General features: G+C 57.7%; 17 protein-coding genes. 7 read left to right on the top strand and 10 right to left on the bottom strand.

Annotated elements, in window-relative coordinates; all coding sequences use genetic code 11:
• Nucleotides 1-49 precede the first annotated feature (49 nt).
• The 4 genes from dctP to Q3Y66_RS02670 all read right to left on the bottom strand — a co-directional run bounded on the left by dctP (nucleotide 50) and on the right by Q3Y66_RS02670 (nucleotide 4248).
• Entirely contained in the window at nucleotides 50-1048 is a 999-nt protein-coding gene (gene dctP, locus Q3Y66_RS02685) for a TRAP transporter substrate-binding protein DctP (protein WP_008959812.1), read from the bottom strand.
• A gap of 170 nt (nucleotides 1049-1218) precedes the next feature.
• Nucleotides 1219-1857: a 3-isopropylmalate dehydratase small subunit gene (gene leuD / locus Q3Y66_RS02680; RefSeq protein ID WP_008959813.1), complete on the bottom strand. Its 639-nt coding sequence runs from the start codon at nucleotides 1855-1857 to the stop codon at nucleotides 1219-1221.
• A complete protein-coding gene (gene leuC / locus Q3Y66_RS02675) occupies nucleotides 1857-3296 on the bottom strand; it encodes a 3-isopropylmalate dehydratase large subunit (RefSeq protein ID WP_008959814.1) in 1440 nt (479 codons plus the stop codon). The genes leuD and leuC overlap by 1 nt, the downstream gene beginning before the upstream one ends.
• Nucleotides 3297-3441: 145 nt before the next feature.
• Nucleotides 3442-4248: a GntR family transcriptional regulator gene (locus Q3Y66_RS02670; protein WP_008959815.1), complete on the bottom strand. Its 807-nt coding sequence runs from the start codon at nucleotides 4246-4248 to the stop codon at nucleotides 3442-3444.
• Between the two features lie 214 nt (nucleotides 4249-4462).
• Here Q3Y66_RS02670 and Q3Y66_RS02665 point away from each other — a divergent pair, with 214 nt between their 5' ends.
• The 7 genes from Q3Y66_RS02665 to Q3Y66_RS02635 are packed head-to-tail and all read left to right on the top strand — an operon-like array spanning nucleotide 4463 to nucleotide 9842.
• Nucleotides 4463-4843, top strand: a complete 381-nt coding sequence (locus Q3Y66_RS02665; protein ID WP_008959816.1) for a nuclear transport factor 2 family protein — start codon at nucleotides 4463-4465, stop codon at nucleotides 4841-4843.
• Between the two features lie 46 nt (nucleotides 4844-4889).
• Nucleotides 4890-5795 carry an oxaloacetate decarboxylase gene (locus tag Q3Y66_RS02660; RefSeq protein ID WP_008959817.1) on the top strand — a complete coding sequence of 302 codons (906 nt, stop codon included), beginning with the start codon at nucleotides 4890-4892 and terminating at the stop codon, nucleotides 5793-5795.
• Between the two features lie 49 nt (nucleotides 5796-5844).
• Nucleotides 5845-6510 (top strand): isochorismatase family protein, encoded by a 666-nt coding sequence (locus tag Q3Y66_RS02655; RefSeq protein WP_008959818.1) that lies wholly within the window; start codon nucleotides 5845-5847, stop codon nucleotides 6508-6510.
• A gap of 15 nt (nucleotides 6511-6525) precedes the next feature.
• Nucleotides 6526-7479 (top strand): polysaccharide deacetylase family protein, encoded by a 954-nt coding sequence (locus tag Q3Y66_RS02650; protein WP_008959819.1) that lies wholly within the window; start codon nucleotides 6526-6528, stop codon nucleotides 7477-7479.
• 4 nt (nucleotides 7480-7483) lie between these two features.
• Nucleotides 7484-8416 (top strand): polysaccharide deacetylase family protein, encoded by a 933-nt coding sequence (locus tag Q3Y66_RS02645; protein ID WP_008959820.1) that lies wholly within the window; start codon nucleotides 7484-7486, stop codon nucleotides 8414-8416.
• On the top strand, nucleotides 8416-8859 hold the full coding sequence (locus Q3Y66_RS02640) for an FAD-dependent oxidoreductase (RefSeq protein ID WP_274377724.1): 444 nt from the start codon (nucleotides 8416-8418) through the stop codon (nucleotides 8857-8859). The genes Q3Y66_RS02645 and Q3Y66_RS02640 overlap by 1 nt, the downstream gene beginning before the upstream one ends.
• Complete coding sequence (locus Q3Y66_RS02635) at nucleotides 8859-9842, top strand: FAD-binding protein (RefSeq protein WP_274377725.1); 984 nt, start codon at nucleotides 8859-8861, stop codon at nucleotides 9840-9842. Before Q3Y66_RS02640 ends, Q3Y66_RS02635 begins: the two co-directional genes overlap by 1 nt.
• A gap of 52 nt (nucleotides 9843-9894) precedes the next feature.
• Here Q3Y66_RS02635 and Q3Y66_RS02630 read toward each other — a convergent pair whose 3' ends face one another.
• The 6 genes from Q3Y66_RS02630 to Q3Y66_RS02605 form a co-directional block, all read right to left on the bottom strand.
• Nucleotides 9895-11628 carry a SulP family inorganic anion transporter gene (locus Q3Y66_RS02630; protein ID WP_008959821.1) on the bottom strand — a complete coding sequence of 578 codons (1734 nt, stop codon included), beginning with the start codon at nucleotides 11626-11628 and terminating at the stop codon, nucleotides 9895-9897.
• Nucleotides 11629-11697: 69 nt separating this feature from the next.
• A complete protein-coding gene (locus Q3Y66_RS02625; RefSeq protein ID WP_008959822.1) occupies nucleotides 11698-12126 on the bottom strand; it encodes a TIGR01244 family sulfur transferase in 429 nt (142 codons plus the stop codon).
• A gap of 33 nt (nucleotides 12127-12159) precedes the next feature.
• A complete protein-coding gene (locus Q3Y66_RS02620) occupies nucleotides 12160-13068 on the bottom strand; it encodes an MBL fold metallo-hydrolase (protein WP_008959823.1) in 909 nt (302 codons plus the stop codon).
• 167 nt (nucleotides 13069-13235) lie between these two features.
• A complete protein-coding gene (locus Q3Y66_RS02615; RefSeq protein ID WP_008959824.1) occupies nucleotides 13236-13454 on the bottom strand; it encodes a DUF1653 domain-containing protein in 219 nt (72 codons plus the stop codon).
• Entirely contained in the window at nucleotides 13451-14332 is an 882-nt protein-coding gene (gene tcdA / locus Q3Y66_RS02610; protein WP_008959825.1) for a tRNA cyclic N6-threonylcarbamoyladenosine(37) synthase TcdA, read from the bottom strand. The genes Q3Y66_RS02615 and tcdA overlap by 4 nt, the downstream gene beginning before the upstream one ends.
• A gap of 10 nt (nucleotides 14333-14342) precedes the next feature.
• Nucleotides 14343-15116, bottom strand: a complete 774-nt coding sequence (locus Q3Y66_RS02605; RefSeq protein ID WP_008959826.1) for a pseudouridine synthase — start codon at nucleotides 15114-15116, stop codon at nucleotides 14343-14345.
• Nucleotides 15117-15149 lie beyond the last annotated feature (33 nt).

Genomic DNA, 15149 nt, shown 5'->3' with positions numbered 1-15149 from the left:
AATAGCCACACAAAATGGGGCGCTCACTAGTGCAGCACCCCGCATGTCTTTACAGGTCGTTAAATTTTTCGATCAACATATCATAGTGCTCCAGACCAGATGGATGGCGCTCCATCTGGCGGCGCATACGCTCCCAGGTAGCATCGCGGGCAGCATCTGAGAAACGCTGTGCAGCTTCACCTTCAAGCGTCACTACCTGCATGCCATCGGCTTCTAGTTGCGCCTGCTGCTCTTCAGCTAGCTCAGCCAGTTTCTCGGCGCTTTCGCGCTCATGCTCAATTGCCACTTCCTGCAGGATCTGCTGGGACTCTTCGCTGAGCTGTTTCCACTTGTCCAGGTTGACGATGACCCCCATGTCTGTGGAGAAGAAAGCAGGATCAACTCGGTAGTTAAGGAAACGGTCCCAGTTAAGATCTTTCAAACCAATCTGGGTCCAGCCGGTGGCATTCACCACACTCCGTTCAAGGGCAGCGTAAACATCCGTTGTCGGCAGACTAATCGGCTGCGCGCCTAGGTAGTCCTGGAAGAAGGCGTCATACACCGGGTTACTGCGTAGGCGTAGGCCTGAAACGCTCAGATTGCCGTCGGCATCAACGGAAGGCTCTTCGATGGTATAAAAATTGTAGCTGACGCCACTATCAAACCAGCCCAAGTAGTAGGTGCCCATCTTCTCTTGATGAATCTCATTGAGCAGGTCGATGCCGCCATTTTCACGCGCGTAGATCGCATTGGTGTTAGAGGCCACCATTGCATCGCGCTCTGGCACGGTACCTGCGTAGAAGCTTGCGGCGGTATAGGCCATATCCACCACGCCGTTGCGCACTGCATCAGGCTGCTCGGAAAGGCCGATCACTTCAGGACCGCCACGCACGTTAATCTGCACCACGCCTTCACCGCGCTCGTTTACTTTATCGACAAACTCCAGAAAGCTCTGGGTATAGATGAGCGAAGGTGGAAAGGCATGCACGGCGGTGATTTCATCAACGGCCAGCGCTTGAGCGGAAGCTAGGGCGGTGAGCATGCCCAGGGTAAGCGTTACTTTTTTCATTCGTTAGTCTCCTGCACGAGGTAGTCTGCGTTATAGCGTTTATTGTTTCTGTTGCATTCTTATAAGTCGTTTTATAAAGCTGCTTTTGATTAACCTTTCTTATAAACGTCTGCTGCAAGCGTGCGTGCTGTTTTTATTGAAGCTCATTCTGGGGGTAGCCATTGCTGCCACTACCCTTTACTGATGATGGCGTTTTCTGGCGGCTGCGCCGATGTCCAGGGAAACTGTGCTGTATACCGAGCGGCAAAACCGGTAATGGTGTCAGCATGCTGACGGGTCATATCAATGTCATCCCAGCCATTTAGCAATTTAGTGCGCCAAACGGGGCTAATCGAAAAACTGACCTCTACTTCTGCCACACGGACGACCTGCTTCTCTAAGTCAACGTGTATCGCGGCGGGTGCATCGCCTAGAGCTGCTAACAAACGCTCGGCGTCGTCCTCTTCCACCACCGCAGGCAGCAAGCCGTTATTGACGGCGTTCGACGCAAAAATATCGCCAAAACTCGGCGCCACCACACAGCGAAAGCCGTAGTCGACCAACGCATAAACCGCCGCTTCACGAGATGACCCCGCGCCAAAATTGCGGCGACTAACCATCACTTCGGCATCATTTGCGTTAGGGCGATGAAGAATAAACTCGGGGTTAGGTGTGTCCTGCTCATCGTGGCGAACGTCGTAAAGCAGAAACTGGCCGTAACCGACGCTGCGCGGTTCTTTCATAAAGCGCGCGGGAATCAGTTGATCGGTATCCACATTAGCCGCAGCAAGGGCAACGCCAAGGGTGTCTAGTACGGTAATTGGTTGCATTAGTGCGCTCCTGAAGCCTGAACGGATGAGTCACTGCCCGCCGTTAGCGTCCGCACATCGGCCAACCGTCCACTGACCGCCGCCGCAGCCACCATGGCAGGTGACATCAGATGCGTACGCGCCCCTGGCCCCTGGCGGCCTTTGAAGTTGCGATTGGTGGTGGAAGCACAGCGCTCGCCGCTCGCCACCAAATCACCGTTCATCCCGACACACATGGAGCAGCCGGAGTGGCGCCACTCAAGCCCGGCATCGATAAATATGCGGTCCAGTCCTTCGGCCTCCGCCTGGGTTTTCACCAGCGTGGAGCCGGGCGAGACCATACCGGGTACGCGGCTTTTGTGACCCGCCAGCACCGCCGCCGCAGCGCGCAAGTCTTCAATACGCGCGTTGGTGCATGAGCCAATAAATACTCGATCAATGGTGATATCAGTAAGTTTTTGCCCCGCCGTTAGCCCCATATAGGACAAGCTATCCCGGGCTTGGCGCGCTTTCGCTGGATCGCTCAATTGATCAGGATCAGGCACCGCCCGGTCGATCGGCAGTGCCTCTTCCGGCGAGACGCCCCAGGTCACTGTCGGCGCAATTTCATCGGCATGCAGCGTCACTTCAAGATCAAAGCTGGCGCCTGGGTCGCTGTAGAGCGTGGACCAGTAAGCGCAGGCTTGATCGAAGGCATCGCCTTTCGGGCTCCAGGGGCGCTCGCGCAAATAGTCGAAGGTGGTTTGATCCGGCGCGATCATGCCGCAGCGGCCACCGCCCTCTATGGAGAGATTACACAGCGTGAGCCGTGCTTCCATGGAGAGCGAGCGAATCGCCTCACCGGCGTACTCGATGGCGTAGCCCCGTGCTCCATCGGCGCCCAAACGGGCAATCCAGGTGAGCGCGATATCCTTGGCGGTGATGCCTTCGGCCAGTTGGCCTTCCACCGTGATGCGCATCACCTTGGGCTTGCTTTGCCACAACGTTTGGGTGGCCAGCACGTGGGCGACTTCTGATGCGCCAATACCAAAGGCAATGCTGCCAAAAGCACCATGGGTAGCGGTATGACTATCGCCACACACCATCACCATCCCAGGCTGAGTGAGCCCCTGCTCTGGGCCTAGCACATGCACAATGCCCTGGCGTGGGTCATCCAGGCCAAACAGCGTCACACCATGCTGCTGGGTATTTTGGGAGAGCTGCTCGATCATTGAGCGCACTTTGGGATCGGCAACGCCTGCCAAATCACGGGCTAGCGTCGGTACGTAGTGGTCAGCAATGCCAAAGGTCAGATCGGGCCGGGCAACGGGCAGGGCTCGCTCACCGAGCTTATTGAACGCATGAAAAGAGCCTTCATGGACAAAGTGACGGTCAATCCACAGCAGGCTCTGTCCGCTTTCACTTCGGTGAACCTCGTGGGCGCGCCAAACTTTGTCAAACAGCGTTGTTGGGGTACTCATGGTCTTCGCTCGTTGCCTCGGCCTTCGTTGGACTTATCATTCTCACTCAATACAACTAGCGCAATTTGATAACACAGGTCAAATGTATTTTTTGTAATTTTAAATCTGTATTAAATTTAATACATTAAAAAATCAACTAATCACACTACTCATCCTTCCCGGTAGTGGGCATTCCACCTACCCTGGGCTCCCAGTAGCGGGAGTTATCGTCGCCATTACGCTCCAGATCAATTTGGAAGCGATACCGATCCGGACGATAGAGCGCATCCAGATGCTCAACGCCTCGACCCTGCTCATCAAACACCACACGGGTCAGCGAGATCAGCGGCGAACCTACCGGTACATCCAGTGCTTCCGCGACCTCGTGGCTGGCCAACGTAGCGGAAATCGATTGGGAAGCGTGATCCACCTTCACACCGCTACGCTCAAGCAGCACAAACAGCGGCGTATTGGCTAAATCCATCTCGTTGTAGTGCAGAGCAATAGTTTCCGGGACGTGGGTCACCAGATGGGAAAATGGCTTATCGTCGACCATACGGACACGCACCGAGCGCTGTACCTTGCCGTTCTGGGCCATACCTAGCCGCTCACGGATCATTTCCGGTGGTAGCACATAGGCAAACTCCAACAAGCGCACTTGGGACGCTTGGCTCATTTTGACCATGTTGGGCATCAGGTTAGACACGCTGGCGGTCATCACTGTAGCGTCCAGCGGCTGCTCCAGCACCACCGTACCCACTCCCGCCTTCCGCTCTACCATGCCTGCTGCTTGCAACGCCTCCATGGCACGCCGAACGGTGACTCGCGAAACGCCATGCTGCTCCGCCAGCTTATTTTCACCTGCTAATTTACTGCCCGCAGGCAGCCGCCCACTCAAAATGGCATCTTTCAGTAGCAGATAAATACGGTGTGATTTTGTGCCACCCACCGCAGAGGTTTTTGCCTCACTCATCCATGCCTCTCCTCAGGATGTGGTTCAAAAAATTCATAACAGGCTTGACGCAGGGACAATAATAGACATAAAAATGTATTACATATAATACATATCGACAGCCAATCAATAACACAATTACTGACGCTTGAAAGCCATTATTACAGAATCGGCGCCCTTGGGTATCGCTTACCACACGATCTAAAAGGCACCGCTGGCATAAAGAGAATTGACGATGTCATACCCAGATAACCACAGCACAGAGCAGGTGCGCGCCTTCTTAAGCGCCATGGAAGCGCGCGACTTAGGCCGTGCCGAGCGCTTCCTTGCGACTCACGTGGTGATGCAATTCCCTGGCGCGCCGCCCATGCAGCGACTAAACGAGGTCGCGGAGTGGGCAAAAACCCGCTATCGCCGTGTGAGCAAAACATTTCACGCAGTAGATCAATGCTTATATCCAAACCACTGTGTGGTGGTCTGCCATGGCGAGCTAACAGTGGAGTGGCTAGATGGCAGCACGTCGACCGGCGTGCGTTTTATTGATCGCTTTGAATTAACCGATGGCCTGATTACCCGCCAGGATGTGTGGAACGACTTGGCGCTCGTGCGCCGCTAATACCCTGATCAGATGCTGACGCTTACCCAACAATGATGAGACCGTTATGACACGCCAACACCTTGCTTCACCACAGGCTTCACACCAGCCCGCCCAACTTAAACAGCTGTTGCAGGACACCCCCATTGTGGTCGCTCCCGGCGTGTTTGACGCACTCGGCGCGTCGCTGGCCGAACAAGCAGGGTTTGATACCGTCTATCTTTCTGGCGCTAGCCTGGCCTATACCCAGCTGGGACGACCCGATATTGGCTTGCTCAGCATTACCGAGATTTGCACCGCGATGTCGCATATTCGCGAGCGAACCAATCTTTCCGTGGTGGTGGATTGCGACACCGGCTTTGGCAACGCCATGAACGTGATGCGCAGCGTGCGTCTGCTGGAGCGTGCAGGCGCCAATGCCATTCAGTTGGAAGACCAGACCTACCCTAAACGCTGCGGCCACCTGCGCGGCAAAACGCTGGTCTCCAAGAGCGAAATGGTCGGTAAATTGCACGCGGCACTGGATGCGCGAGAAAATGATAGCACGCTTATTATTGGACGAACCGATGCACTGGGCGTGGAAGGCACCGACAGCGCCATCGAGCGCGCCCAGGCTTACTATGAAGCGGGCGTAGACATGCTGTTTATCGAAGGTATTCGCAGCGACGACGATATCAGCAAGATCATGACCCAGTTCAAAGGCAAAGTGCCGATCATGGCCAATATGGTCGAGGGTGGAGACACACCGCTGCAGAACGCTCAGGCGCTGGAAGCGCTGGGCTTCTCGCTGGTGATTTTCCCTGGCGCGTTGGTGCGAGCGATTACCCACATGGCCAGTCGTTTCTTTGCCACGCTGAAACAGGACGGCACCACCGACGCCTTCCGTGAACAGATGCTCGACTTCAAACAGCTCAACGACTACCTAGGCACCCAGGCGATGCTGGAGCTTGGCGAGCAGTACGACAATCGCTAACCAAGCACTCACCGCTTAGCCACCAATAATGATTAGTCAGGAGACAACCATGCAGACCACTGATAAAACGGCAAAAGAGATCTTTCACGACGTGATGGCCAACCCCCAGCGGGTGCCCTTTGGCTTTGGCAAAAAAGCCGTGCTGGTCAATGTAGACCCCCAAAAGGCCTACACCCGTACTGATCTCTTCAAGACCGCCTACGAAACCGACCCCAAACAGCTGGAGTATACGAACCAGCTGGCGCGCGGCTTCCGGGAGAAAGGCTGGCCGGTGGTCTGGACTCATGTCGCCTTTCTGGACTCCGCCGAAGATGCGGGCGTGTGGGGCACCCGCACCGACACTCCCGATTCACTGCAAAACATCAAGTACGGCTCCGAGCGCGCCGAATTCGACGAGCGCTGCGAAATCGACCGCAGCCGCGACGTGATCTACACCAAGCGCATGCCTTCGGCCTTTTTTGAAACGCCGCTGCAGTCACTGCTGGTATGGCACCAGGTCGACACAGTAATCATCACCGGTGGCTCTACCTCGGGTTGCATTCGCGCCACTGCCGTGGAGAGCCTGTCCCGTGGCTACCGCACCATCGTCCCGATGGAGTGCGTCTCCGATAAACACGAAAGCTACCACTACGCCAACCTGACCGACCTGCACCTCAAATACGCCGATGTCATGCCCGTTGCTGAGGTGCTGGCGTGGCTTGAGGGCGATGCATAAGGCGAGGAGCTAGCGATGAAAGAGTCACTTGGCGTTTACGATTACTGGGCCTACGACCAGCGCCCCAAAATTACTTGGCCCGGCGGCGCAAAGGTGGCCTTCTGGGTCGCCCCTAATATCGAGTATTACGAACTCGACCCGCCGCAGAACCCGAGCCGCAAGCCGTGGCCGCACCCTCACCCGTCGGTACCCGGCTACAGTATTCGCGATTACGGCAACCGGGTGGGCCACCAGCGCCAGATGGCCCTGTTGGATAAGTACGGGATTCGCGGTTCGGTATCGCTTTCCGTGGCGCTCTGCGAGCACCATCCCGAGATTATCCAGATGTGCAAAGAGCGCGACTGGGAGTTCTTCAGCCACGGCATCTACAACACCCGCTACACCTATGGGCTGAGCGAAGCCCAGGAGCGGGCGATGATTCGCGACAGCATGGAAACCATCCATCGCCATACCGGCCAAGCCTGCGCGGGGTATCTGGCGCCTGCGCTTTCGCATTCCGAGCGCACTCTGGATCTATTTGCCGAAGTGGGCGAAGAGCTATTCGGCGATAAAGGCGGGATTTATACCTGCGACCTGTTCCATGACGATCAGCCAACGCCGGTCAGCGTTCGCTCCGGCAAGCGCTTTATCTCCATGCCCTACTCGTTGGAGATGAATGACACCATCGTCTACGCGGTGAATAAAGTGGAGCCGCGCCAGTACGCGACTATGCTCAAGCGCCACTTTGACCGTCTGTATCTAGAGGGCGCGGAGTCCGGCACCGTGATGTGCATTCCCACTCACAATTACCAAGTGAGCTGCCCGCACCGCATCAAGGCGTTTGAAGAGGCGCTTGAGTACATCACCGGCCACCCAGATGTGTGGGTCGCCACCGGGCGCGAGATTGCCGACTACTACATGACCCACTATTACGATGCCGCTCTTGACAGCATGGCGGCCCAGTCCGCCACTGCAGGCAAAAAGGGATAACGCTATGGCGCTTAATGACGACTATCTCGACTACCCTTTACGCCGCCACGGCTACGACCATGACCGCTATGCATGGTCGATGCTAAGTGAACGTACACCGGTCACCTGGCCCGAGGGTAAAACCCTGGCGGTGTGGATCAATATTTCGCTGCAGTTCTACCCGCTCAACCAGCGCGGCGAGCCGTTCAAAGTACCCAACGGCATGACCATGCCCTACCCGGACCTGCGCCACTTCTCGCTGCGGGATTACGGCAACCGGGTGGGTATCTATCGCGTGCTGAAAGCGCTGGCCGCGCATAACATCACGCCTACGTTTGCGATCAACGCGCAACTGGCTGAGCAGACGCCTTATCTGGTGCAGCGCTTGAAAGAGCATGGCGGTGAATTTATCGCCCACGGCTGGAACATGGATCACCTGCACTACGGCGGCCAACCGATTGAAGAAGAAGCCGAGCTGGTCAAACGCTCCGTGGACACGCTGCGGCGGGTGACCGGCCAACCTATTCGCGGCTGGCTAAGCCCTGCCAAGCACCAGAGCTTCAATACCCCTGACCTGCTGGCAGAAAATGGCATCGAGTACTGCGCCGACTGGGTGAACGACGACATGCCGTATGCTTGTGAAACCAACACCGGCAGATTGACCATGATGCCGTTGGCCACCGAGATCGAAGACCAGTTCGTAATGAGCCAAAACCTGCACTCTGAAGATTCTTGGGTGACGCAGGTAAAAGACGCCTTCGACTTCCTGCTGGAAGAGTCCCGCGAACAGGGTGGGCGACTGTTTGCGCTGAACCTACACCCCTGGCTGGTGGGTCAGCCCCACCGAATTGCTTGCCTGGAAGAAGTGCTGGTGCATATCAGCGGGCACCCAGACGTCTGGCAAGCCACGGCGGGTGAGATTCTAGATGCCTTCCACCAAGCTGGGGAGCAGGCGTAATGGCGATCATTTCCTACACACACGAAGGCTTTGATGCCCACCTGCCGCTGCTGATTATCGGAGCGGGGGCCTGCGGCCTGGTAGCGGCCCTGGCCGCCCAGGAAGCGGGCGTTGAGCTGGCTGTTTTAGAGCGCGACGCCCTGCCCCGTGGCAGCACAGCGATGTCGTCGGGGTTTATTCCCGCCGCCAATACGCGCTTTCAGCATGAGCTAGGCGTCACGGACTCTGCCGAGGCCATGGCAGAAGATATTCAAAAGAAGAATGGCTTTGAGGCCGACCCGGCCATCGTCGAACTGCTGGCCAGCCAATCCGGCCCAACCATCGAATGGCTGACGGATCAGCACGGCGTGCCCTTTGAGCTGGTGGAAGGCTTTCTTTACCCCGGCCACCGTCACCTGCGCATGCACGCCACGCCACGCCACGGCGCACCGGGGAAGAGCTGATGGGCGCGCTGCTCAATGCCGCTGAAGCGGCAGGCATTGATATCCTGACTCAGGCACGGGTGGTGGATTTGCACGTGGATAGCAGCCAGCGCGTAAGGGGTGTCACGCTGGAGCGCCCAGACGGCAGCCGCGAAAGCATTGGCTGCGATGCGCTGGTTCTGGCCTGCAACGGCTATGGCGGCAACCCAGAGCTGGTCGAGCGCTATCTGCCCACGCTGAAACACGCGCTGTATTACGGCCACGAGGGCAACCAGGGCGACGCCTTGCTATGGGGCCAGGAAATGGGCGCGAGTACCAAAGACTTAGGTGCCTGCCAAGGCCACGGCTCGCTCGCTACACCCCATCAAACGCTGATTAGCTGGGCGCTGATGATGCAAGGAGGTATTCAGGTCAACATCAAGGGCGAGCGCTTTTCCAATGAGCACGGTGGCTACTCCGAACAGGCAGCCAAGGTGCTGGCACAGCCGGAGCAAGTGGCCTGGAATCTTTATGATGCCCGCATTCATGAATCTGCTCAGGCGTTTGAGGATTACCGCAACGCTCAGGAGAGCGGCGCAGTTCGCAGTTTCTCAACCCTTGAAGAGATGGCCACTGGCCTGAAACTTCCCTTTGGCGCACTGCAAGCCACCTTCGCCCAAATGCAGCAGCACGCTGAGCAGCAAACGGCCGATGCATTTGGCCGCCGCTTTGACCCCGCCAACCTGCTGAAAGCCCCCTACTACGCCATTCGGGTGACAGGGGCACTATTTCATACCCAGGGCGGTTTAGAAGTGAATCGCAAAGCCCGCGTGCTCAATACTCAGGGGCAAGCGCTGCCCAACCTGTTTGCTGCAGGAGGCGCAGCACGTGGAGTGTCTGGCTCCAACGACAGCGGCTACCTTTCCGGCAACGGGCTGCTGAGTGCTGTCGTGTTAGGCGCAGTGGCCGGCAAAAGTGCCGCCGAGCTGCTGCACTTAAAGCTCAGTTCCGCCGCACTTCCTTAACCTGCATGAATTGCACACCACTCGCTTCCCGGGTGGTGTGCGGCACATCTTGTTAAACCGATACCGCACTATCCACCACCGGATGCGCCAACGCTTGCCAAGCGTCATAGGTGGTAAAGAACACTTGGCCGGTGAGCTCGTGGTAGAACGCCGTGTGCTTTAGGCGATCCATCACCGGCCCTTTCACCTCGGCCAAGTGGAGCATAGCACCAGCGTCTTTCAGCCGACCGTTGATCGCCTCCAGGCTCTCAAGGGCCGAAGCATCGATGACATTCACTGCCTGACAGGTGAGCACAATGTGCTTGATCGACGGCGAGCGGGCGGCCAGCGCCATGACGGTATCTTCTAGATAGCGGGCGTTGGCAAAATAGAGGCTTTCATCGATGCGCAGCATGGCCACATGCTCGTCGGTTTCTACCTGATGGCGCTTCACATTCCGGAAATGCTCGGTGCCCGGCACCCGCCCTACCACCGCACTATGGGGCTGGCTGGTGCGGTAAAGATGTAGCCCCAGCGAGAGCACCACCCCGCTGATAATGCCCACTTCCACGCTATGAAGAAGCGTCAGCAGCAAAGTAGCGACCATCGCAATGCCATCGCTTCGGGAGTATTGCCAGGTTCGCTTTACCGCAGGCAAATCGATCAACGTCCCCACTGCCACGATAATCGTGGCGGCCAGCGTGGCGGTGGGTAAAAAGACCAGTAAGTCAGTGAGTAGCAGCGTCGCCAACACAATCCCAAGCGCGGTAAAAGCTCCCGCCAGCGGCGTCGCCGCCCCGGCTTCAAAATTGACCACCGAACGCGAGAAACCGCCCGATACCGGCGAGCCGCCGCTAATGCCAGCGCCAAGATTCGCCATACCGAGCGCAATCAGCTCTTGGTTAGGGTCAATACGCTGACGGCGCTTGGCGGCCAGGGTCTGCGCCACGGACACCGACTCTACAAACCCTACCAAGCTGATCAGCAGCGCCGCCGGGAGCAGATCGAGCCACAGCGATTGATCCAGACTCGGCAGCGTAATGGCAGGCAGGCCACTGGGCACAAAGCCCACCACATCGACCCCGCGCTGCTCCAGTTGGAGGCCCCAGGCCAACAGGGTGGTCACTACCACGGCCGAAATAGGCGCGGCTTTGACCATTAACCCTGCCCAACTGGCAGGCATTCCCAGCTTGGTCAGCCAACCATTCAGGCGCTTGCGACACACCCATAGATACGCCCAAACGCCAAGGCCAATCAGCAGCGTTATGACATTCACCTGCTGCCACTGACCCAATAGCGCTCTCAGCAGTTCCACCACGTTATGGCCGGATGCTTCGACCCCAAAAATGTGCTTCAACTGGCTGATCGCGATCAACATTCCCGAGGCGGTCACAAACCCGGAGATCACCGGGTGGCTGAGAAAGTTGACTAAAAAGCCCAGCCGAAGCACGCCCATCGCGATAAGAATCAGCCCAGAGAGCGCGGCCAGCACCAGTGCCGCACCGATATATTCCGGGCTACCCGGCGCGGCAAAACTGCTCAGCGCCGAGGCCGTCATGAGTGCTGCCACCGCCACCGGCCCTACTGCCAAACTCGCGCTGGTGCCAAAGACGGCGTACAGCACCAGCGGCAGCATGCTGGCATAGAGCCCCATTTCCGGCGGCAACCCTGCCAGCATGGCGTAGGCCAGCGCTTGCGGCACCAGCATCAGCGTGACGATCACTGCGGCAAGTACATCCCGCGCGAGCAAGCCCCGATGATAAGTTCGCAGCCAGCCGATTAGCGGCACCCAGCGCTCAATGATCATGATGCAGTCTCATAATAGGTACATGCTGATACGGGGCCTTCGTAGTAGGGTTTCACTCATCTTCGATTTTTATTGGGCGCTCCGTTCAAGACTTTGGCGCTGGTCTTCCAAGTCAACCCCTGCCGCATGGGCCGCCGTAAACAGCTCCGCCAATTCGCACTGCTCGTGCTGACGCTTGGCATAGGCCCACAGGTGCGTGGCCCGCTTACCTGAGCGGCAAAACGCCAAGAGAGGGCGCGGCAGCTGTTGGAGCGCTTCAGCAAAGGCGCGGATGTCAGCTTCGCTGTACTCGCCTGGCTTCACAGGGATATGCACCCAGGCAAGGCCAAGCTGCTCGGCTTTTTCGCGGTAGCGCGCCTCGTCTGGAAAGTCCTCGCTCTCACCTTCGATGCGGTTACACACCACCGCGTGAAAACCACGGGCTTTTACCTCCTCCAACTCATCCACCGTCAGCGCTGAGGTGATCTCAACGCCTGGCTCCAATGGCTTCGTTTGCATGACCGAGCACACCTCATATTGGTTTGGATAACATCAATCCCAGGCCGCACCTTCCAGGGCATCCAGGGGGATTTTCAGATAGCGCTTGCCGTTGGTTTCAGGCTCCGGCAAACGACCACCGCGGATATTCACTTGCAGCGCGTGCAAAATCAGCTTGGGCATGGGCAGCTCGCTATCTCGTTTGTGGCGCAGTGCGATGTACTCCTCCTCGCTTTTGCCCACCAAGTGCGGGTTGTTGGCTCGCTGCTCATCGACGCTGCTCTCCCACTGCGGTTCACGGTCGTCGGGCATATAGTCGTGGCCGGTGAACAGCCGTGTATTGCCCGGTAGCGCGAGAATCTGCTGGATGGAGCTCCATAGAGACTTGGCATCCCCACCGGGAAAATCGGCTCGCGCCGTCCCAAAATCAGGCTGAAAAAGGGTGTCATGCACAAAGGCGGCATCACCGATTACGTAGGTGATGGAGGCCAGCGTATGGCCAGGCGAGTGCAGCACGCGAGCGCTGAGTTCACCGATGGCAAACGTATCGCCCTCGACAAACAGCGTGTCCCACTGGCGGCCATCGGTCGGCATCTCCGGCCAGTGGTAAATCTCCTTCCATAGTGCCTGCACTTTGGTGACGTACTGGCCAATCGCCGTCGGTGCGCCGGTTTTCTCTTTTAGGTACTGTGCTGCTGAAAAGTGGTCCGCGTGGGGGTGCGTATCCAGAATCCACGCCACTGTCAGCCCCTCTTCCTCGATATATTTCAACAGTGCGTCAGCGCAAAAGGTGGCCGTTGCGCCAGACTTTTCGTCGAAATCCAGCACCGGATCAATAATCGCGCACTGCTTGGTGGCAGGGTCGCTGACGATGTATTGGATGCTAAAGGTGCGCGGATCAAAAAAGCCCGCCACATCAGGTGCGCCTGTGCCTGAGCTTTGAGAAAGGGCAAAGGTCTGCATGCTTATCTCCCGGCTACTTAAGTAGTGTTGCCTGACGCCAAAGCGTCAATAATTGTTATAAAGATAGCTGATTATGGAATATAAGCAATAACAACCACAAAAACGCCGCATCCCTGCTAACAGGGGGCGGCGGACAATAAGAGCGACGATGGAGCAATCAATACGGGCTAGAACGCTTTCTCCAACGCAAAGCGCGGCTGGGTGTTCCCTTCTTTCGTCACGCTCTCCATGAACATCGCCAGCGGGCGCACCCAAAGACCGTAGTCGCCATATAGCGCGCGGTAGACTACCAGCGGTTCTTCACTTTCGCTGTGCTGGGCGGTGCCCATTACTTCGTAAAGGCTGCCTTTGTAGTGGCGGTAAATACCGGGAACGGGAGTGGTCATTCGCTTTCCTCTTGGATGGCCTGAGTGGCGGCGGGCTGATTCGCTTTCTTGGCGAGGCGCTCCAGCACTTTGGAGGCGGCCACGAAGCCAAAAGTGCCGGTCAGAAACGTCGCGGCGCCAAAGCCGGAGGCGCAGTCGAGCCGTGTGGCCTCATTGCTGCCGGGCTTTTGCAGACACACTTCGCCGTCAGCACTGGGGTAGATCAACTGCTCATCGGAGTAGACGCACTCCACCGAGAAACGCCGCTTGGGGTTGCGGGAGAAGCCGTAATCGCGACGCAGCCGCGAGCGCACTTTGGAGAGCAGCGGGTCGTGCTCGGTGCGGGTCAAATCCGCCACTTGAATGCGCGTCGGGTCGGTCTGCCCGCCCGCCGCGCCGGTCACGGTAATCGGCATTTTGCGCCGCTTGCACCAGGCGATCAGCGCGGCCTTGGCGATCACGCTGTCGATGGCATCCACCACGTGGTCGGCATCCTCAGGAATGCGCTCGGCCAGGTTGGTGGGCGTGACGAAGGCGGTATCCGCGATGATCTCAATCTCTGGGGCAATCAGGCGGCAGCGCTCGGCCAGCACATCTACTTTGGGCTGGCCAATCGTGCCATCCAGCGCGTGGAGCTGGCGGTTGACGTTGGAGACACATACGTCGTCCAGATCAATCAGCGTAAGCTTGCCGATGCCCGAGCGGGCCAGCGCCTCTACCGTCCAGCTACCTACGCCGCCAACGCCGACTACCACTACATGGGCACGGCGAAATGCCTGCGCCGCACGCTGGCCGTAAAGGCGCCGAATACCGCCAAAGCGGAAGTCATAGTCGCTAGAAGAATAGGCGCTAGAAACTGAGGCGGTAGCAAGGGAGGTTGATGGCTCGTTCAAAGGCATAGAAACAGACTCACAGTGCTTGGAGAGCGGAAGGCGTTGCAAGAGGCGGCGTTCGTACGCTATCCAGCGGCAAATGCCCTGCCCAGCCTAGGTGATGAAACAGCGCGATCATGGTCTCGTCCAAGGCGCAGCTCAATTGTACACGCTTGGCCAACAGCGGATGGTCAAAGGCTAAATAGGTGGCGGCCAGCAGTAAGCGCGGCGCGCCCAACTGCTCGGCAAAAAAGCGGTTGTGAACACTTTTACCGTGTTTCGCATCGCCGATAATGGGATAGCCCCGCCGTGAAAGATGACGACGAATTTGGTGGCGCCGACCCGTCAATGGCCGAGCCTCTACCAGGGAGTAACGCGCCACTGGGTAACGGTCGACCTGTACCGGCAACTCAGCGCTATCCAGACGGCGAATATCGGTCATCGCAGGCATGGCAGGCATCTCAGCTTTAGGCCGCGAGCCATCCTCTTCCCGCAGTGGGTAATCCAAACGTTCGCTCTCCGGTGCTTTACCCCGCACCACCGCCAGGTAGCGCTTTTCTACCTGACGCTCGCTAAAGGCTTCGCTGAGCAGGCCAGCCACCGTTGAAGAGAGCGCAAAAACGATCACACCTGACGTCGGTCGATCCAACCGGTGAACGGGATACACCCGCTTACCGAGCTGGTCGCGAAGCCGCTGGAGCAGAAATTCAGTTTCGCCACGCGCTAACGCCGAGCGGTGCACTAATAGGCCTGACGGCTTATACACTGCAACGAGAAACTCATCCTGATAGAGGATGTTGAGTGGCGTCATAACGCTCCCTGGTAACAGCTGGTGACTAACATA

The sequence above is a fragment of the Halomonas sp. HAL1 genome, assembly GCF_030544485.1.
GTDB lineage: Bacteria > Pseudomonadota > Gammaproteobacteria > Pseudomonadales > Halomonadaceae > Vreelandella > Vreelandella arctica.
The sequence above is the reverse complement of the archived record's forward strand: the minus strand, read 5'-3'. Positions and strand labels throughout refer to the sequence as shown.